Below are 18,844 nucleotides of genomic sequence, written 5' to 3'. Positions count from 1 at the left end.
CCATATGTCATCCCAGATGGTCACCGCGAAGACCGGCGCCACGGGACCGCGGCCACCCTGGGAGCGGGCTCCCACGGTGGCCGCGACGTTGCTGCTGCCTCTCGTCGACCGGGTTCCCGCGATGGCCGCTCCCTGCCGCATGCACTCCTCGATCGACCGGATCGAGGCCTCCCTCGCCGAGTGGACCCGGGAGGTCGGGCTGGAGACACCGGCGCGGGCGGGGTTCGAGCGGATGGCCGGCCGGGCCTTCGCCGGTTTCGGCGTGGACGCGGCCCTGCTGTTCGCCAAGTGGCTGACGTGGCTGTTCCACTTCGACGACGAGTGGGACGAGAAACCCGCCGGCCACGCGGCCGAGATCGTGGAGGCCACCTTCGCGCGCCTCGGGCGCCTGACGGGATCCGCGCCGCCCCCGGCGGCGTGCTCCGTACCGGCCCAGGCGCGGGGCGGCGCGGTGCCGCTTCAGGCGCGGGGCGCCGCCCCGGTCGAGGCGGCCTTCCAGGACCTCTGGCGGATCACCGCCGGGCGGATGAGCGCGCGCTGGCGGGAGCGGTTCGCCCTGGGGCTGCGCGAGCAGGGCGCGGCCTGCCGCGCGGAGGCGGACAACCGGCGCGCCGGGCGGGTGCCCTCCGCCGGGGAGTACCCGGCGCTCCGCCGGGGGACCGCCGGCCCCTACCTGTTCGACCTGGTGGAGGCGTGCCTGGGAGCGGAGGTGCCGGCGCGGCTGCGGGAGAGCCCGACCTGGCGGACGCTGGTGGACGCCTGCAACGACGTCACCGCGTGGTGCAACGACGTCGCCTCCCATCCCAAGGAGCGGGCGAACGGCGACGTGCACAACTACGTGACGGTCGCGGCCGCCGCGTTCGGGCTTTCGGACGCCGGCGCCGTGGCGTGGGTGAACGACCGCATCGCCGAGCGCGCCGAGGACCTGCGGACCGCCGCCATGCGGCTGCCGGAGCTGTTCGACCGGCTCGGGCTGTCACCGGCGCAGGCCAGGGACGTCAGCAAGGTGGCGTGCGCGTTCCTCTCGGCGCCCAGGGCCCAGTTGGAGTGGCTCCTGGAGTCCAGCCGCTACAGCGTGACGTGACCGCGCGGCTCCCGGGCGCGCTCCCGAGCCGTCCGGGCGGGGCGCGCCCGGCGGGCCACCCGCCCGGCGGCGGGGCCGGCCCCGGCACGCCGCTCCCTCCGGCGTCCTGTCAGGACGCGCAGACCAGGGAGTCGCCCATCGGGGTGCGGCGGTAGACGACCTCGCGGCCGAGGCGGCGGCGCGTCACCAGGCCCCCGTCGGCCAGGACGGTCAGGTGCTGGCTGACGGCCCCCGGGGTGAGGGTCATCCGCCGGGCGAGCGCCGAGGTGGTCGTGGGATCGGCCAGGGCGGTCAGGATCTGCGCCCGGGTACGGCCGAGCAGCGCGGCGAGGGCCCCCGGGGCGGGCGGGGGGCCCGAGGCCCACAGCGTGCCGACGCCCGTCGCCGGGTAGAGGAGCATCGGCTGGTACGGCTCGACCATCACGGCCGTGTCCGGCCAGTAGAAGGCCGTCGGCACCAGCACCAGGCCGTCGCCGCCGATCGGTTCGGAGTAGTCCCAGGGCCGGGTGACCCTGAGCCGGTCGCCGTGCCAGCGCACGTTCGGGTGCAGGTCGGCGAAGAGTTCGCGGGCCCCGCCCACGGCGAGCTGCCGGGAGCGCCGCAGCACGTCCGCCTCCAGCAGGCCGTAGATCCGGGGCCAGAACTCGGCGAACGCCGTCTCCCAGTAGTGCTCCAGGGTGTCGGCGACCCTCGCCACGCCCGCCTCGGGGTCGGCGGTGAAGCGCTCGATGAGGTGGGGGTCGGACCCGACCACCCAGCTCGCCTCCTCGGCCGCCCGCTCCGGGGACGTCCGCCGTACCCGTTCGAGATCGGCGGCGAAGTCGGGCATCGGGGTCTCGGGCGTGGGGGTGACGAAGTCCACGAGATATCCGTGGAGCGGGACCAGCGCGAACAGCTCCGACAGGTCGACGCCGGCCAGGCGGGGCCGTACGGCGCGCACCCAGGGCAGGTGGAGGGAGTGCCTGGCCGGGTCACGCAGCGCGCGCAGGCTCGTGACCAGCTCCCAGATCGGTGAGAACGCGAAGCGGATCCGGGCCACGTCCTCCGGGGCGAAGATCCACTCGACGTGGCACGACTTTTTAGGCACGGCTAAAAGATTCGCGTACCTCCGGGCGCATGTCCAACCCTGGCGGCATGACGAGTAGGACCCTTGCCGGACCCGGTTTCCTGCGATCGAAGATCGGTGGCCTGCCCCCGGCGTTCTGGGCCCTGTGGACCGGCACGCTGGTGAACCGGGTGGGCATGATGGTCCAGCCGTTCATCGGCGTCTACCTGACCCAGGCGCGCGGCATGTCCTATGCCGCCGCCGGGGCGGTGATGGCGGTCTTCGGCGTCGGCTCGCTGCTGTCGCAGATCATCGCCGGCTGGCTGGCCGACCGCTTCGGCAGGCGGATCACCCTGACCGGTGGCATGGTCGCGACCGCGGCCACCATGGTGGCGCTCGGCTACAGCACCTCGCTCCCGGCGATCGTCGCCACCATGTTCGTGCTCGGCATGACCGTGGACGTCTACCGCCCGGCGTCCAACGCCCTGGTGGCCGACCTGATCCCGCCCCTCGACCGGCCGCGCGCCTACGGGCTGCTCTTCTGGGCGCTGAACCTGGGCTTCGCGGTGGCGATGGTCGCGGGCGGCTGGCTCGCCCGGGCCGGGTACGGCTGGATGTTCGGCGTCAACGCCGCCACCTCGCTGGCCTTCGGCCTGCTGGTGTGGCGGGCGGTGCCGGAGACGCTGCCCGCGCGGAGCGGGCCGGGCGGGCAGCGGCGCGGCGGCTTCGCCGACGTGCTCAAGGACCGGCTGATGGTCGCCTTCAGCGTGATCACCCTCATCTCCACCGTGGCCTACAGCCAGGCGTTCACCACCCTGCCGCTGGCGATGACCCACGAGGGGTTCACCACCGTCGACTACGGCATGGTGATCGCCGTCAACGGCGTCCTGATCGTGCTCGTCCAGCCGCTGACCGGCGACTGGTTCGGCCGGCTCGACCACAGCACCGTGCTCGCCGTGGGCCTGGCGGTCATCGGCGCGGGCTTCGCGCTGACCGCCGCCGTCTCCAGCATCATCGGATACACGGTCTCGGTGATCCTGTGGACGGCGGGCGAGATCGTCACCGCGGGCATCCCGGGCGCGATCGTGGCCGCGCTCGCCCCGCCCCACCTGCGCGGACGCTACTCCGGCATGTACGGCTTCGCGTGGTCGGGCGGGGCGCTGCTCGCTCCGCTGCTCGGCACCGGGCTGCTGGAGGTGAGCCCGGCGGCGCTCTGGCCGGCCATCGGCGCGATCAGTCTGGTGGCCGCCGGGGGCCTGCTCGCGATCGGCCCGGCGCTGCGCCGCCGTACGGCGGTGGCGCAGCGTTGATCGCTTGTTGATTGGATTGTTGTTCGCGCCCGTTAAGGTCCCTCTAAGTACGACATAGAAGGGCCGGGGCGATGCGCGGGCTGAGCCGGGTGTTCCCGACGGTTACGCCTGTTCAGGCGCGGGTGGCGGCGGTGCTGGTCACCGCCGTGTCCGTCGCCATGGAGTGCGTCAACATCTGGGTCACGGCGCAGCTGCCGCAGCCCTCCTACACGCCGTTGCCGTTCGCCCCCGAGGACATGGCGGGGACCGCCTTCCCGATCTTCGGAGCGCTGCTGGTCTTCAACCGGCCACGCCTGATCATCGGCTGGCTGCTGGTGCTGGGCGGCCTGGCCTGCGCGACCAACATCCTGCTGGCCAACATCGCCCGGCTGCACGCCCCGACCCCCTACGCGCCGGGCGCGCCCAAGGTGCTGTGGGTGATCGTCGGCCAGAGCTGGGTCGTCGCGACGCTCCTGCTGGGCGTGCTGCTGCCCCTGCTGTATCCGACCGGCCGGCTCCCCTCGCCCCGGTGGCGCCCGCTGGTGGTCTTCGCCGTGCTGGTGCTCGGCCTGGACGGCCTGCGGTCGCTGTTGACCGTCCTCGAGGTGCAGCAGCCGCAGCCGGCCCTCCTGGAGATCCTGCACCGCCTGTCCGCCGGGGCGATGGGGTTGGCCTTCCTGTCGCTGGCGGTGCGCCTGCGGCGCGCGGACCCGGTCGAGCGGCGTCAGATCCTCTGGCCGCTGCTCGCGTTCGCCGGGCTGATCATCCCGTGGGTGGTGGGCGACCCGATCTGGTGGCTGGCCACCTTCACCCTCCCCCTGATCCCCGCCGCGATCGCGGTCGCGGTGCTGCGCTACCAGCTCTACGGCATCCAGACGCTGATCACGCGGACGCTCGTCGGCGCGGGCCTGGTGGGCGCGATCGGCGGGGTGTACGTGGCGGCGGGGGCCGCCTCCAGCCTGTTCCTGTCAGGCGTCGACCGGATCGGCGGCCTGTTCGCCGCGCTCTGCGCCGGGGCGTTCTTCCACCCGCTGCGGCGGGTGCTCCAGCGCGGCGCCGACCGCCTGCTCTACGGCAGCAAGGGCGATCCGGTGGCGCTCGCCGGAGAGCTCAGGCGGCGCCTGCAGCGGACCGACCCGGCCGGCGGGCTGGTCGCCACCCTGGACGTGCTGCGCGAGGGGCTGGCGGTGACCGGGGTGGCGGTGCGCTTCCAGGACGGCGGGCCCGACGAGGCGACGGCGGGAGAGCTGCGGGAGGTGGTCCGCGACATCGAGCTCGTCTGGCACGGCGAGCCCGTGGGCCGCCTGCTCATCGGCCCTCCGGGGGTCAGGCGGCTGCCCGCCGCGCACAACGAGCGGGTCATCGCCGCGCTCACGCCGTACGTGGCGGACGCCGCCCATGCGGTCCGGCTGGTCGGCGCGCTGCGCCGGTCGCGCGAGCGGATCGTCGCCACCCGCGAGGAGGAGCGCCGCCGCCTTCGCCGCGATCTCCACGACGGCCTCGGCCAGTCGCTCAGCGGCATGGCCATGTCCATCAACGCGGCCCGCCGCTCCCTGCACGTCTCCCCCGAGACCGCCGACCTCATGCTCACCGAGCTGCGCTCCGGCATGGACAGCGTGACCAGCGACATCAGGCACCTGGTGTACGGCCTGCGCCCGCCCGCCCTGGACGACCTGGGCCTGGCCGGGGCACTGGCCGAGATGGCCGGGGCCGACGTCGCGGTGGAGGTGCGCGGGGACCTGACCGGGCTGTCGGCCGCCGCGGAGGTGGCCGCCTACCGGATCGTCCAGGAGGCGCTGACCAACGTCCGCAAGCACTCCCGGGCCGAGGTGGTGCGGGTCTCCCTGGAGCGGGGCGAGGACCTGCGCGTCCGGGTGAGCGACGACGGGGTCGGCGTCCAGCCCGGCCGGCGCTCCGGGGTCGGGCTGGCGTCGATGCGCGAGCGGGCCGCCGAGCTCGGCGGCACCTGCGTGATCGGCTCGCCTCCGGAGGGGGGCACCGTGGTCGAAGCGGTGCTGCCGTTGAACTTGAATGTGGAGATCTGACGACCAGTGATTTCTTACAGCCTGCGAACGATGGTGGGTATTGCCGTATGACATTGGACCAGGTAGCTCTACGCTTACGCCTGCAATGCTGACATTTCGCGCTCTAGGGCCTTTTCAGGCGCGCCACGGCGACGTGGTGCTCGACCTCGGCGGCCAACGCCAGATGGCGGTGCTGGCCCGGCTGCTCGTAGCGGGTGGCCGCGCCGTCCCCGTAAGCATGCTCATCGACGAGCTCTGGCCGGGCGAGCCTCCGGCCCAGGCGCTGTCCACCATCCAGGGATACGTCTCGCGGCTGCGGCGCGCCCTGGAGCCCGGCCGCGCGCCCAGGGAGGAGGCGGAGGTGCTGGTCTCCGCCCCGCCGGGATACGCGCTGCGCGCCGCCCCCGGCCAGGTGGACTCCTGGAGGTTCGAGAGGGCGGTCAAGATGGAGGGCGAGCCGGCGGCGGCGTGGGAGCGCCTGAACGACGCTCTCGCGCTGTGGCGGGGCCCCGCGCTCGCCGAGTTCTCCGACCTGCCGTGGGCGGTGACCGAGGCGGGCCGGCTGGAGGAGCTGCGGCTGATCGCGGTCGAGCGCCGTGCCGACGCGGGCCTGCTGCTCGGACAGTCCGGCGCCCTGGTGGCCGACCTGGAGGCGCACGCCTCGGCCCATCCGCTGCGGGAGGAGGCCTGGCGGCTGCTCGCCCTGGCGCTCTACCGGAGCGGCCGGCAGGGCGACGCGCTGGGAGCGCTCCGGCGCGCCAGGGTGATGCTCCGCGACGAGCTCGGGCTCGACCTCGGCGCCACCCTTCAGCGCCTGGAGTCCGACATGCTGTCGCAGGCCGCGCACCTGGACCTGCCCGCGGCCCCCAAGGAGACGGCCTCCGCGCGGGTGACCGAGCGGTCGGCGGGGCCGGCGGCGCTGCGCATCGTGGTGGCCGACGACCAGGCCCTGGTCCGCACCGGCCTGCGGGTCGTGCTGGACAGCGAACCCGGCTTCGACCTCGTGGCCGAGGCCGAGGACGGCGAGCAGGCGATCGCGGCCGTCCGGGAGACCTCGCCCGACCTGGTGCTGATGGACATCCAGATGCCCCGGCTGGACGGGCTGACCGCCGCCCGGCGGATCCTGGCCGACGACTCCCCGCCGAAGGTGATCATGATGACCACGTTCGGCACGGACGACAACCTCTACGCGGCACTGCGGGCCGGGGTGAGCGGCTTCGTCCTCAAGACCTCGGCCCCCGAGCAGCTCATCAGCGCGATGCGCGCCGCGCAGGCCGGTGACGCGCTGATCGACCCGGCCGTCACCACCCGGCTGATCGCCTCGTTCGCCGGGCGCACCGACCCCTCGGCCCCACCCGGGCTCGCCGGTCTCGGCGACACCGAGCTGGACCTGATGAAACTGGTCGCCCGAGGGCTCACCAACCGGCAGATCGCGGCGACCCTGTCGGTCTCCGAACGGTCGGTGTCGCAGTCGGTGTCCAAGCTCCTGGAGCACCTGGGGCTGTTCGACCGGGCCCAGCTCGTCGTCTCGGCCTACGAGTCGGGGCTGGTCAACCCGGGTGGCATAGGCAGGTAACGATGTCCAGGAAGGGACGGGGCCGCGACGAGGCGGCCCCGGCGGTGCCGGAGGCGCCGGGCCGGGAGACCTCCGGGGCCACCGGGCCCGCGCGCCCGGAAGGCACGGACGCCCCGGCCGTCCCGGCGGCCCGCGCCTCGTCCCCGCCCGCCCGCCCGGAGGGCGCCGGCTCCGCGCTCGCCTCGCTGCCCTCGGCCCGGCTGGTCGTCATCGTCGTGGTGGCGGCCACCGCGGTCGCGCTCACGGTGATCGGCATCGTGGTCACCGTGAACCTGCCGCCCGAGTGGTTCCCGGGCATATTCGTCACACCCGACCTGGCCGGGGGGCTGACGTTCCCGGTGATGGCCGCCTTCCTGCTGGCCCACCGCTCGCGTCCGGTCACCGCCTGGCTGATGTGCGTCGGCGGGCTGGGCTGCGCGGTCAACGTCTTCGGCAGCGCCATGATGGGCTACTCCGGGGCCTCGGGCGACCTGGCGGTCGCGGGCTACTACCGCTACGCCGGGGGGATCGGCTGGATCGTGGGCGGCACGCTGCTGGCGATCGTGCTCCCGCTGTACTCCCCCGACGGGCGGCTGCCCTCCCGGCGCTGGCGGCCGCTGGTGGTCGTGGCGGTCGTGGTGATGGTGCTGGAGGCGGTCCGCCTCATCGTGCGCCCGACACCGCCCGCCAAGGACTACCCGCTTCCCCAGATCATCCCCAACTCTCTCGCGATCGAGGCGCTCGCCCCCTACAGCGCCACGATCCAGAACTCCCTGGCCGGCCTGATCAACCTCATGGCGGTCCTGGCCCTGCTCTCCCTGGCCCTGCGCGCCCGCCGGGCCGACCCCGTCCTGCGCCGCCAGATCGCCTGGCCGCTGACCGCGTTCGCCGTCTACGTCGTCTTCCTGCTCGCCGGGGCGGCCTGGCACGTGCCGGCCACGATCGCGACCGCGCTGATCCCGGTCGCCATCGCCTTCTCCGTGCTGCGCTACCGGCTCTACGGCATCGACACCGTGGTCAGCCGCGCCTTCGTGGCCGCCGGGCTGATCTCCGCCGTCAGCGCGGTCTACTTCGGGGTCGGCGCGCTCGCCGGGCTGACCCTGTCCGGCTACGACCGGATCGGCGGCCTGGCGGCGGCGCTGTTCGCCGGGGTCGTCTTCCATCCGCTCCGCCTCGTGCTGCGACGCTGGGTCGACCGGCTCATGTACGGCACGCACGGCGACCCGCGCGCCCTGACCGCCCGGCTGGCACACGAGGTCGGCCAGGCCGATCCCGCCAACGCGCTCGCCGCCGTGGCCGCGGTGATCCGCGACGGGCTGAGCGTCACCGGGGTCGTGGTCGAGGTGAACGACCCGGGGATCAGGCGGGTGGAGGCCGGCCCGCTGGGCCCGGCCCCGCGCACGGTGCCGCTGGTCTGGCACGGGGAACCGGTCGGGCGGCTGCTCCTCGGCTCCCCGGGCCCCCGCAGGTTCGCCGCGGCCCACAACGACCGGCTGATCACCGTGGCCACGCCGTACGTGGCGGACGTGGTGCACGCCGTACGGATGACCGCCGACCTGCAGCGCTCCCGCGAGCGGATCCTCACCGCCCGCGAGGAGGAGCGCCGCCGCCTCCGCCGGGACCTGCACGACGGGCTCGGCCACGCGCTGACCGACATGGCGATGTCGATCAACATGGCCAGGATCAGCATGCGCACGTCCCCCGCCTCCGCCGACCGGCTCCTGTCCGAGCTGCGCAGCGGCATGGACGCGGTCGGCCAGGAGATCAGGGAGCTGGTGTACGGCCTGCGCCCGCCCACCCTGGACGAGCTCGGCCTGGCCGGAGCCGTACGGGCGCTGGCCGTCGAGGGGGACCCGCAGGTGGCCGTCGAGACCGAGGGCGACCTGTCCGACCTCCCCGCGGCCGCCGAGGTGGCCGCCTACCGGATCGCGCAGGAAGGGCTCACCAACGTCCGCAAACACGCGCGGGCCCGTTCGGCGGTGGTCTCGCTGCGACGCGGCGAGTCGCTGGTGGTCCGCGTCCAGGACGACGGGCACGGGCTGCCCGCGGGACCGCGCTCGGGTATCGGCCTGCTGTCGATGCGCGAGCGTGCCGCGGAGCTCGGCGGGACGTGCGTGATCGGCGCGGCGCCCGGCGGCGGCACGGTGGTGGAGGCCGTGCTGCCGATTTCGGCCGCCCGGATGTGAACCTTTGACGCCTTTCAGGTCTCTAACATCCGTTAGAGGATTGATCTGAGGAGATCGTTGTGAAGCACTGGGCCATGGCCGCCGGCGTCGCACTCGCCGTGTCCACCCTCGCCGCCCCCGCACTGGCCTCGTCACAGGCGGCACCGGTCACGGGAGCCACCTACTTCGGCTACAGGGACGGTCAGGTTCAGGTGGTGACCGACCGGCGCCCCGGCCTGACCAGCGTCCGGATCGGCGGCGGGACCCTCTCGGCGCAGTTCTCGGTGGCGCCCGACGGCCGGCGCATCGCCTGGGTCGACGAGAAAGGCCGCCTGCGCGTGGGTTCGGCGAGCGGGGACAAGGTGATCGCCAAGGACGCCGCCTACATCGGCCCCTGCCTGACCCCCGCCTGGACCGCCGACGGCAAGCGGGTCGCCTACCTGAAGAAGGGCACGGCCGCGGCCATGACCGTGGTCGTGGCCGACGCGAACGGCAAGGGCGTCGTCGACTCCGGCACGACCCTCGGCCCCTGCCATCTGACCTGGTCGGCCGATGGCAGGACGCTCGCCGGCTACGCCGGCGACACCGCCGGCGTCTACTTGCTGGACACCCGCTCCCGCGTCTCCGTCAAGGCCCCCGGGATCAAGCTCGCCAACCACGTGGAGAGCCTGTCCCCCGACAGCCGCCGGGTCGTGGTCAACGCGATCGGCCCGAACGCCCCCGGCGGCGACGGCTCCTGGACGCCGTTGTTCACCCCGTCGATCTACGACACCAAGACCGGCAAGAAGATCACCATCCCCGTCAAGGGCAGGCTGGTGGGCGCCCGTTACCTGCGCGACGGCCGCCTCGCGGTCCGCGTCAGGGGCACGGCCGCCAACACGCTGGTGACCCTCGACGCCTCCGGCAAGGAGATCCAGCGGGTGGCCGAGCCCGCCAAGGCCAGGAACCTCGGCCTGCTCGGCGTCCTCGGCTAGGGCGCCGGCCCGTCCGCGGGTGATCGGGGCCCGGCGCCCCGATCACCTCTGGACAGGTTCCGGCGCGGCCGGGAATAGGGTGGAGCACGTGGCTCAACTCCGTATCGCCCTGGCCCAGACCGATCCCGTGGTCGGCGACCTGGCAGCCAACGCCGACAAGCTCGTCGAGTGGACCCGGCGCGCAGCCGGCCGCGGCGCGCACCTGGTGGTGTTCACCGAGATGTTCCTGACCGGCTATCCGGTCGAGGACCTGGTGCTGCGCAGCTCGTTCGTGGAAGCCTCGACCGCCGCGGTCGAGGCCCTCGCCCGGCGGCTGGCCGACGAGGGTCTCGGCGAGATCCCGGCGGTCGTGGGCTACGTGGACCGGGCCGACCTGGCGCCGCGGGTGGGGCAGCCCAAGGGCGCCCCGCTGGACGCGGCCGCGCTGCTCCACCGGGGCCGTGTGGTCACCAAGACCGCCAAGCACCACCTGCCCAACTACGGCGTCTTCGACGAATACCGCTACTTCGTGCGCGGCGACCGGCTGCCGATCTTCCGGTTGCACGGGGTCGACGTGGCCATCGCGGTCTGCGAGGACCTGTGGCAGGAGGGCGGGCCGGTCGCGGTGGTGGCCGAGGCCGGAGCCGGGCTGCTGGTGGTGCCGAACGCCTCGCCGTACGAGAAGGAGAAGGACGACGTACGGCTCGCGCTCGTCTCCCGCCGGGCCCGGGAGGCGGGCTGCGCCCTCGCCTACGCCAACCAGGTGGGCGGGCAGGACGAGCTCGTCTTCGACGGCGACTCGATCATCGTCTCCGCCTCCGGCGAGCTGGTCGCGCGGGCCGCGCAGTTCGCCGAGGAACTGCTGGTCACGGACCTGGAGCTGCCCGAGGCCAGGTTCGGCGGCCTCGGCACGTTCCAGGTGGACGCCGGGGACGGGACCGTCATCACGGTGGAGCGGCTGGAGCTGTCGGCCTTCCCCGTCGAGCCTTACGCCCCCGAGCCGCCCTCGATCGCCCCGCACCTCGACGACATCGCCGAGGTCTACTCGGCGCTGGTCCTCGCGGTCCGCGACTACGTCGCCAAGAACGGCTTCCAGTCGGTCATCCTGGGCCTGTCGGGCGGGATCGACTCGGCGCTGACCGCCACGATCGCCTCCGACGCCATCGGCCCCGACCGGGTGCACGTGGTGATGATGCCCTCGCGCTACTCCTCCGAGCACTCCCTGGAGGACGCCTGGGAGCTGGTGAACCGGCAGGGGGTCAACGCCCGGATCGTGCCGATCGCCGACATCGTGGACAGCTTCGAGAAGGAGATCGAGCTGTCCGGCCTGGCCGCGGAGAACCTCCAGGCCCGGGTCCGCGGCATGATCCTGATGGGCCTGTCCAACCAGCACGGCCACCTGGTCCTCACCACCGGCAACAAGAGCGAGCTGGCCACCGGCTACTCCACCCTCTACGGCGACTCCGCGGGCGGCTTCGCGCCCATCAAGGACGTGCTCAAGACCCTGGTCTGGAAGCTGTCGCGCTGGCGCAACGCCCAGGCGGGGAGGTCCGGCGCGTTCCTGCACGGCTTCGCGGTGCCGCCGATCCCGGAGAACTCCATCGAGAAGGAGCCCAGCGCCGAGCTCCGCCCCGACCAGCGCGACACCGACTCCCTGCCGGAGTACGACGTGCTGGACCGGCTCCTGGACGACTACGTCGAGAAGGACATGGGCTCCGCCGAGCTGATCGCCGCCGGCCACGACCCGGCCCTGGTCGCCCGGATCATCCGCCTGGTCGACCTCGCCGAGTACAAGCGCCGGCAGTATCCCCCGGGCCCCAAGATCACCCCCAAGAACTTCGGCCGCGACCGCCGCCTGCCCATCACCAACCACTGGCGCGAGACGATCGCCTGACATGCCTCGGTGAGGCCCTGGTCGCGGTGGCGTCCGGCCGCTCCGGCGAAGGCGGCTTTCACCTCGCTCTCACCTCCGACGGCCGGCACGCCCTCGTCGCCGAGGATCAGCGAGGAACAGCCGCGGCAGGCGGCGACGGCGTCATGGTCGCCGGCGACGAGGGCGCCGGCGTATCGGGAAAGGAGGTCGTCGATTATCAGGCGTTGCGGGCCGCGATGGTGGAAGCGGTGAAGTCCATCCCCGGAACCAGTCCGGTGAACCTTGTAGTGATGGCGAAGAAAGGATCACTGCTCGGTGTCGGGTTGATCAGTAAGTGCTTCGCCGTCACGGTGGACACGGCAGTACTCACAAATCGGCGTCACAGGGTGACTGCCATGGAGAACTGCCGATAGAGGCGTGGGTTCTGTGTCAGGAGCCGTCGGACCAGAAGAGCTGCAATCTGGTGATGGCGGCCTCTCTGGTCATCCTCGCGATCTCCGCCTCGCTGAGACCGACCCGCGTGATCAGAAGATGGACGAGGTCAGCGGGGAGCGACTCGGCCGGGACGATCGGCATGCCCCGGTCCGGCTTCTCGCCTTCCTTCACGCATTTCCAGAACTCGTCCTCTGTGACATCGAGTTGGTCACGGAGAATGTGCGCCCACAGGCTGCGACCGTAGGAGGTCCGGTCAGGCGGATGTGAAATCCTGGTCCGCAGGACCCTGCCGTCGGGGAGGCACATCTCGTAAGTGACGTGGTGGGTTCCTGAACGGCCACGCGCGTCACGGACCTTGATCCACCCTTCTCCCAGACAGAACTTCTCGTGGTTCTCCCTGGTGGCCTGAGGCCACATCACAATGCCTGACCTGTCAGCCAGCGACGTAGCTCATCGTCATCGCTAAGGGAGATCAACAGGACCAGGCCCCAGTTCTCCCGATGGTTGGGTGCATCGAGGAGACGGTCCTGCCAGTCCTCGGCGTAGTCGCGGAGAGCGTCGACCATCTCATCGATCGCCGCATCAAAGGTGGGACCGTCCGCCGCCACGGGCAGTCCGGGGATGAACACCGACCAGCCGCCGTCCTCGGGCACCACCTCGGCGCGGGACGGGGTCACTGTGGTCAGGAAATCCCGCAGACGCTCAGCGTCAATCACAACGGCTCTGGCCGTATCCCGACGGAGGGTGGCGGTCTGACCACGCGCGGCCGCGTCCAAGAGGTCCTTGAGGTGGGCGCGCGCCTCGGTGTAGCTGTCGTAATGCAGAGATGTCACAGAGCCTCCTGGCATGGTCCTCCAATCGTCAGCTCTGCCCACAAGTACGTCAAGTACTTAGAGTACTTCGCCGCTGATCTCGGCCGCTCTGGAATCTGGAATCCGGCAGGCCCAGGGTTCCGGCAAGCAAGCAGGTCCTGGTGTGCCGGCGCCTGATCCTCGACCCGCGGACCGGCCGCCGAGCCCGGCGGGGCCCGGACGGTCACAGGCACGTCGGCCACGAGCTGCCCGTCCCGGTAGAGGGCGATGCGCGCCTTGGTGACCTCCGGGTTCCCGGTCAGCGCGAGAGGACGTGTTCCAGGTAGGCGCGGAGGAGCTGCTTGGTCTCGGCGATGTAGCCGGGGGCGCCGTCGGGAGACTCGCGGAAGGCGAGTTTGAGGAGTGCGTCGGCGGCCTCGACCGCGACGAGCAGGGGACGGTGCAGACCGGCCGTGTCCACCGGGCGGTGGTCCGGGTCGGCCGGGGCGATCCGCCGGGCCAGGTGGTCGGCGAGCGATTCGGCCACCGCCCGGTTCTCGCTGAAGTCGACGACCGCGAAGCCCGGGACGGTGCGTTTCATCTCGACGTATTCGTCCACGATCAGGTCCGCCATGTCCGGCCAGTGCGCCACTCCCGCCAGCCGCCGCTCGATCCGGGCGAGGAAACGCTCCAGGTTGCGCTGGGCCAGGGCGTCTGCCAGGCCGCGCTTGTCGCGGAAGAAGCGGTAGATCGAGCCGACCGGCACCTCGGCGCGGGCCGCCACCGCCCGGGTGCTCAGCGCGTCGTAGCCGCCTTCGTCGAGCAGAGCGGCCGCCGCGTCGAGCATCTGGTTCACCCGATCCACGCTGCGCTGCTGGACCGGGTTTCTGCGTACGGAGGATCCCACGGCCCCATCATGCCGCGAAGAGAAGGGTGAGCCCGCCGACGGTGTAGCAGACCATCAGGACCAGCAGCGGGATCTGCCCGGCGACCGCCCTCTCCGGCGGGAAGAGCCGTACGGAGCGGTCGTGGGCCGCGACCACGCCGAGCACGTGGCCGGTCACGATGGCCAGCACCTGGACGGAGGCGATCACGCCGACGCCCACCACCTCCTGGTCCACGGTCCGGTCCAGCCCCAGGGAGAGGATGACCGCCTGCTGGCCTTCGATGACGAGGAGCGAGAAGTAGTGGGCGATCAGGTAGCCGACCGCGACGGGGATCAGCGAGTGGGCGAACCGCGGGGCCATACCGTGACCACGGCTGATCACTCCGGCGGCGGCGGTGCAGGCCAGGTAGAGGACCGCCACGAGGCCGATCGCGGCCAGCAGGCCGAGGGTGCCGGTGGCGGTACGGCCCAGCGGCCCGGCCTGCAGGGTGTCCACCCACCACGGGGAGGTGGAGAACCCGTCGTATCCGGTCGTGCCGAGCAGCACGCACACGACGGCGACCAGCCCCGGGGCCGGGCGGAGGGCGTCGAGCCCGTCGAAGGGGTTGCGCAGCACGAGCCTGCCGTCGTCCCTGCGGCCCAGCGGGGACAGGCGGCCGATCAGGGCGGAGTAGGCCTCGAAGGCGTCGGCCCGGTCGAACCACCGCGTCCCGTACCGGAAGGCACCGGCCAGCTGGGCGGCGCCGTACAGGATGGAGAAGGCCAGCAGCGTGGTCGTCGAGGCGGGGGCCGGTGAGACCAGCTCCATCCAGGCGAAGGCCGCCAGGCCGAGCGCGGCCGGCCGGTAGCCGAACGGGGCCGGTCCCTTGTCCCGGCCGCCGAGCAGCAGGTGGATGGTCCGCAGGGGGTTGAGGAGCCGCCAGACCGGGCCGATCAGCAACGACGCCGGGACCAGACCCACCCAGAGGACCACGTAGACCAGGTGGGCCGCCGGGTTCCGGTCCGGGTCGTCGGGCCCGAGGAGCATCCACGCCCCGGTGAAGGCGGCCCCGGCCAGCCCGAGGACCCGCAGGGCCCGCCGGATCCGCGCGCCCTCGGGGAGCCGCACCGGCCGCCCCGCCGCACCGCCTCGGAACCGCGAGTCCGCCCAGAGCAGGGCCAGCCCGAGGAACGACGCGAACAGCGCCGCGAACGCCCCGGCGAAGGCGTAGAACAGCGGGATCGGCAGGTCGTGCCGGCTGCCCAGGCCGTGGGCGAGCAGGCCGGTCACGCCCTGGGAGTCGGTCACGCCGCGCGGGGGGCCGGTCACCGGACGGCGAGCTGGGTCAGGACGAGCCCGGAGTCGTGGGTCTCGACCTCGAACAGCCCGGTGCGGTCGGCGACGACGTCGACGGTGACGGGCCGGCCGGGTTCCAGGCGGTGGGTGAGGTCGAAGCCGTGGACGTGGAGCTCGTCGGCGACATCGGAGGTGACGACCAGACGGACCGCCTGTCCCCTGGCGACCTCGACGCGTCCGGGAGGCGGCACCACCTTCCGGCCGGTGATCGCGATCTCGACCGTCGGCCCCTCGGGGACGCCGTAGCTGTCGTAGGCGGGGGGCGCGGTGGCCACGCTGTGGTCGGTGCCGGGGTTGTGGTGGCCGGTGGAGATGTTGCAGGCGGCCAGCAGCAGGCAGGAACCCGCGACACCCAGCGCCCGCCGCCCCTTCGGGAGCCACGTTCGCCATGTCCCCGGGGCCGTCTCCACGGCCCCGGGAAACCGTGACCGTCTCACGCGGGCACTTCCTCGATGCGCGCGGCGGCGGCCGTACGGCGCGGCTTCGGGGCGAGCAGGACGATCGCCCAGAGGGTCCAGACGCCGGCGAGCAGGCCCCGGATCCAGCCGGGCCCGAGCGGCAGCAGCGGGATCATCATGACCGCCTTGTCGAACGCGTCGATCAGGGCGAGGGCGCCGAGCACGGCCGTGAACCAGCCGAACGCCCGGCCGCGCGACGGTCCCCCGGCCCCGGTCCGCGCCCCGGCCGCTCCTCCCCTCCCGAGCCACAGCCATCCGGCCCCGATCCACCACACGCCCATCAGTGCCAGGGCGGCGGCGGGCAGCGGGGTGTAGGTGTGGGCCGCGCCGAAGACGTCCAGGGTCAGTCCCGCGAGGCCGGCGGACGTGACGGCGAGTCCCGCGCGCGAGCGGAGCCTGCGGAGCTGGAGCAGGATCGCGATCAGGCCGAGGACGAGGGAGGTGGCGAGGGCCAGCTGGACCTCGACCCTGGCAAGGCCGGTCGAGCCGTACCAGTCGCATCCGGCCGGTAGCCGCCTCTCGCTGACGCTGTAGTCGTTGCACAGGTAGTTCTTAGCGATCTTGACGGGTTCGCTGAGGATCCGGGCCGGCCCGGCCGAGCCGCAGGCGGGCAGGGCCCAGGGGGTGGAGGGGCCGATGCCGCGCTGCCAGCAGTTGCCGCTCCCCTGGCCGTCCCAGGAGACGGCGGCCCCGTTGGGGCGGCGGGTCCCCTCGGGCGTCACTCCGAGGTGGTTGCCCTCGTAGAGGTTGTGGTGGGAGGTGTCGAACTGCTTGTCCCAGGACTCCTCGCCCCGGATGAAGGCGGGCACCGCGAGCAGGCCGAAGGCGGCGGACTCGTGACCCCAGATCCAGTTGTCGCGGAAGACGTTCCAGTTGCCGCCCGCCGTGACGATCCCGGTACCCCGGGGCATGCCGATCTGCGGGCAGACGACACCTCGCTCGTAGCCGCGTTCGGCCGCGGGTTTGGCGCAGGTGCCGTCGGCGACGTACCGGTAGTAGTCCTGGTTGTTGTCGTGGATCCGGTTGCGCTCGAACCGCGCGTGGTTCTGCGGCAGGCCCGGATGCCCGGCGAACGCGCTGTCCATCGAGGCGCCGCCCATGTTGTCGTAGAACTCGTTGTCGTGGACGTAGACCGAGTCGCCCGCCGTACCGGAGTAGCCCACCATGTTCTGGTGGCTCTTGCAGCGCCGGATCTCGATGGAGTAGCGCGGCACGTCGTGGCCACGGCCGTCGTTGATGTCGGAGGCGCTTCCCGGATAGATGCCCGAGTCGCCGTTGCCGTGCGACTCGCAGTCGGTGTAGAGGCCGTGGTCGCTGGCGAAGGTCAGGAAGCCGTACTCGTCGTTCCAGCGGGTGAGCATCGTGTCGATGACGAAGCCGTCGGTGGCCAGGATGTAGATCGAGTTGAACGTGGTCCGCTGAGCGGTGAAGTTGCGGAAATAGATCCCGTTGGTCATGTCGGCCCGGATCGCGTTCAGCTTCTTGTACTGCGCGTCGATGATCACGTCCGTCGGTTCCGCGCCGGTGCCCTCGATCTGCAGGTTCCTGATCCCGAGGATGGCGACCAGGTTCTGGTTGTGCGGGCACTGCTTCTGCTGCTCGTAGGAGAGGATCTGGTAGCCCCACGACGACCAGCGGGCGTTCAGGTGGGCGCAGGCGCCGGTGGGTTCCGGCTGGCTGGGCTCCTCCAGGTAGACGCCGGGCAGGATCGCGACGGTCATCCCGGGGCGGTCGACCCGGTCCACCGCCTCCTGCAGGTGGCGGTACCCCTTCTCCTGGCAGCGCTCGAACAGCTCCAGGTTGCGCCGCCTGAGATCGGGCGGGAAGCCTGCGATCCGCCTGCCGAAGTCGGCACGGTCGCTCTTGCAGACCAGCAGGTCGGGTTCCCCGGTACGGCGCACCGGGACGCTGCCCGACCCGTCGGGGAAGGTCACGGGGCGTTCTTCGTGGGCGAGGGCGGCGGAGGCAGGCAGCAGCAGGCCGAGGGTCAGCGCGACGGCGGTCGCGACCCTGCGCAGGGGACGCATGACCGCGAGAGTAGAACAATGTTCATGTTTTGCCTAGGCTTGTCCTGCGTCTCCCCGCCACGGCGAAGATCCGGGGAGGAAGCCCGGGACCGGCCGCCGGATCCGGCCGGCCGCCGGGCAGGCGCGGACCAGCAGAAGGCGCGGCTCAGCAGGAGAGGCGGCTCAGCAGAGGGCGCGGACCAGCGGGAGACGCGGCTCAGCGGGAGGGCGCGGACCAGCGGAAGGCGCGGACCAGCAGGAGAGGCGGCTCAGCGGAAGGCGCGGACCAGCGGGAGACGCGGACCAGCAGGGGGTGCGGCTCAGCGGGAGGCGAGGCCGGCCAGGAGCTGGTCGACGATCCGCTCGGCGGCGTCCTCCGGGAGCTCGCCGACCCCGTCGAGCCCCGCACTCCGGACGTACCACATCACCGTGCCGACCAGCGTCGCCATCGCGATGGGCAGGTCGAGGTCGGCGCGGAGCTCACCCGTCGCGATGCCCCGCTGCAGCAGGGCGCTTATCGCCACCCTGCGCGGCTCGATCGTGGCCTGCCGGATCCGCTCCACCAGGCGCGGATGCCGTTCGGCGTCGTTCATGGCGATGTTCAGGACACACCGGCTGCGCGCGTCGCAGGCGTCGCGCCGGACGACCTCCAGGTAGGCGATCAGGTCCTCGCGGACCGACCTGCCGCCCATCTCCGGAAGAGGCGACTTGAGCTTCGTCAGCGCGTCGACGACCAGGTCCTCCTTGCTGGACCAGCGCCGGTAGATGGTGGTCTTGCCCACCCCGGCGCGGGCGGCGATCGCCTCGATCGACAGCTCGGCGAGGCTCATGCCCTCGCCCATGAGGTCGAGGGTCGCGTCGATGATCGCCTTCTCTGCCCTGGCGCTGCGGGGGCGGCCCGCCGGGCGGGCCGCCTGCGTCTCATCAGTCGTGGTCATCGCACA

At 72.4% G+C, this 18,844-nt stretch carries 16 protein-coding genes; 8 read left to right on the top strand and 8 right to left on the bottom strand.

What is annotated here, in order from left to right; all coding sequences use genetic code 11:
- The first annotated feature begins 4 nt into the window (after window positions 1–4).
- Window positions 5–1,084: a terpene synthase family protein gene (locus SROS_RS12635; RefSeq protein WP_012889323.1), complete on the top strand. Its 1,080-nt coding sequence runs from the start codon at window positions 5–7 to the stop codon at window positions 1,082–1,084.
- A 109-nt stretch (window positions 1,085–1,193) separates the two neighbouring features.
- On the opposite strand, the gene SROS_RS12630 is transcribed toward SROS_RS12635, so the two are convergent.
- Window positions 1,194–2,171, bottom strand: a complete 978-nt coding sequence (locus SROS_RS12630) for an ArsR/SmtB family transcription factor (protein WP_012889322.1) — start codon at window positions 2,169–2,171, stop codon at window positions 1,194–1,196.
- 47 nt (window positions 2,172–2,218) lie between these two features.
- Here SROS_RS12630 and SROS_RS12625 point away from each other — a divergent pair, with 47 nt between their 5' ends.
- From SROS_RS12625 to SROS_RS12595, 7 genes are all read left to right on the top strand, one after another.
- Window positions 2,219–3,439: an MDR family MFS transporter gene (locus tag SROS_RS12625; RefSeq protein WP_043655424.1), complete on the top strand. Its 1,221-nt coding sequence runs from the start codon at window positions 2,219–2,221 to the stop codon at window positions 3,437–3,439.
- 71 nt (window positions 3,440–3,510) lie between these two features.
- The gene (locus SROS_RS12620) at window positions 3,511–5,463 is read left to right on the top strand and encodes a sensor histidine kinase (protein WP_012889320.1); all 1,953 of its coding nucleotides are present in this window, start codon (window positions 3,511–3,513) and stop codon (window positions 5,461–5,463) included.
- Between the two features lie 85 nt (window positions 5,464–5,548).
- The gene (locus SROS_RS54195; RefSeq protein ID WP_012889319.1) at window positions 5,549–7,018 is read left to right on the top strand and encodes a BTAD domain-containing putative transcriptional regulator; all 1,470 of its coding nucleotides are present in this window, start codon (window positions 5,549–5,551) and stop codon (window positions 7,016–7,018) included.
- Window positions 7,019–7,020: 2 nt separating this feature from the next.
- On the top strand, window positions 7,021–9,183 hold the full coding sequence (locus tag SROS_RS12610; protein ID WP_012889318.1) for a sensor histidine kinase: 2,163 nt from the start codon (window positions 7,021–7,023) through the stop codon (window positions 9,181–9,183).
- Between the two features lie 59 nt (window positions 9,184–9,242).
- Complete coding sequence (locus SROS_RS12605; RefSeq protein ID WP_012889317.1) at window positions 9,243–10,136, top strand: TolB family protein; 894 nt, start codon at window positions 9,243–9,245, stop codon at window positions 10,134–10,136.
- An 88-nt stretch (window positions 10,137–10,224) separates the two neighbouring features.
- Window positions 10,225–12,009, top strand: a complete 1,785-nt coding sequence (locus tag SROS_RS12600; protein WP_052317188.1) for an NAD+ synthase — start codon at window positions 10,225–10,227, stop codon at window positions 12,007–12,009.
- A 26-nt stretch (window positions 12,010–12,035) separates the two neighbouring features.
- Window positions 12,036–12,401, top strand: coding sequence for a hypothetical protein (locus SROS_RS12595; protein ID WP_043651903.1), 366 nt, complete (start codon window positions 12,036–12,038; stop codon window positions 12,399–12,401).
- A 16-nt stretch (window positions 12,402–12,417) separates the two neighbouring features.
- On the opposite strand, the gene SROS_RS52105 is transcribed toward SROS_RS12595, so the two are convergent.
- From SROS_RS52105 to SROS_RS12560, 7 genes are all read right to left on the bottom strand, one after another.
- Window positions 12,418–12,594, bottom strand: coding sequence for a hypothetical protein (locus SROS_RS52105; protein WP_245564620.1), 177 nt, complete (start codon window positions 12,592–12,594; stop codon window positions 12,418–12,420).
- A 245-nt stretch (window positions 12,595–12,839) separates the two neighbouring features.
- On the bottom strand, window positions 12,840–13,256 hold the full coding sequence (locus SROS_RS12585; RefSeq protein ID WP_012889313.1) for a prevent-host-death protein: 417 nt from the start codon (window positions 13,254–13,256) through the stop codon (window positions 12,840–12,842).
- A gap of 277 nt (window positions 13,257–13,533) precedes the next feature.
- A complete protein-coding gene (locus tag SROS_RS12580) occupies window positions 13,534–14,121 on the bottom strand; it encodes a TetR/AcrR family transcriptional regulator (RefSeq protein ID WP_012889312.1) in 588 nt (195 codons plus the stop codon).
- A 7-nt stretch (window positions 14,122–14,128) separates the two neighbouring features.
- Window positions 14,129–15,388: a hypothetical protein gene (locus SROS_RS12575; RefSeq protein ID WP_245564619.1), complete on the bottom strand. Its 1,260-nt coding sequence runs from the start codon at window positions 15,386–15,388 to the stop codon at window positions 14,129–14,131.
- A gap of 17 nt (window positions 15,389–15,405) precedes the next feature.
- On the bottom strand, window positions 15,406–15,873 hold the full coding sequence (locus SROS_RS12570; RefSeq protein WP_012889310.1) for a hypothetical protein: 468 nt from the start codon (window positions 15,871–15,873) through the stop codon (window positions 15,406–15,408).
- The gene (locus SROS_RS12565; protein ID WP_012889309.1) at window positions 15,870–17,921 is read right to left on the bottom strand and encodes a right-handed parallel beta-helix repeat-containing protein; all 2,052 of its coding nucleotides are present in this window, start codon (window positions 17,919–17,921) and stop codon (window positions 15,870–15,872) included. Before SROS_RS12565 ends, SROS_RS12570 begins: the two co-directional genes overlap by 4 nt.
- A gap of 299 nt (window positions 17,922–18,220) precedes the next feature.
- Window positions 18,221–18,838: a TetR/AcrR family transcriptional regulator gene (locus SROS_RS12560; RefSeq protein WP_012889308.1), complete on the bottom strand. Its 618-nt coding sequence runs from the start codon at window positions 18,836–18,838 to the stop codon at window positions 18,221–18,223.
- Between the last annotated feature and the right edge of the window lie 6 nt (window positions 18,839–18,844).

The organism is Streptosporangium roseum DSM 43021 (genome assembly GCF_000024865.1).
GTDB lineage: Bacteria > Actinomycetota > Actinomycetes > Streptosporangiales > Streptosporangiaceae > Streptosporangium > Streptosporangium roseum.
This window is presented reverse-complemented; position numbering and strand designations above follow the sequence as displayed.

Excerpts from the sequence above, each read along its gene's own strand:
- SROS_RS12635 (WP_012889323.1), top strand. The coding sequence starts at position 5 with ATGTCATCCCAGATGGTCACCGCGAAGACCGGCGCCACGGGACCGCGG.
- SROS_RS12625 (WP_043655424.1), top strand. The coding sequence starts at position 2,219 with ATGACGAGTAGGACCCTTGCCGGACCCGGTTTCCTGCGATCGAAGATC.
- SROS_RS12620 (WP_012889320.1), top strand. The coding sequence starts at position 3,511 with ATGCGCGGGCTGAGCCGGGTGTTCCCGACGGTTACGCCTGTTCAGGCG.
- SROS_RS54195 (WP_012889319.1), top strand. The coding sequence starts at position 5,549 with ATGCTGACATTTCGCGCTCTAGGGCCTTTTCAGGCGCGCCACGGCGAC.
- SROS_RS12610 (WP_012889318.1), top strand. The coding sequence starts at position 7,021 with ATGTCCAGGAAGGGACGGGGCCGCGACGAGGCGGCCCCGGCGGTGCCG.
- SROS_RS12565 (WP_012889309.1), bottom strand. The coding sequence starts at position 17,921 with ATGCGTCCCCTGCGCAGGGTCGCGACCGCCGTCGCGCTGACCCTCGGC.
- SROS_RS12560 (WP_012889308.1), bottom strand. The coding sequence starts at position 18,838 with ATGACCACGACTGATGAGACGCAGGCGGCCCGCCCGGCGGGCCGCCCC.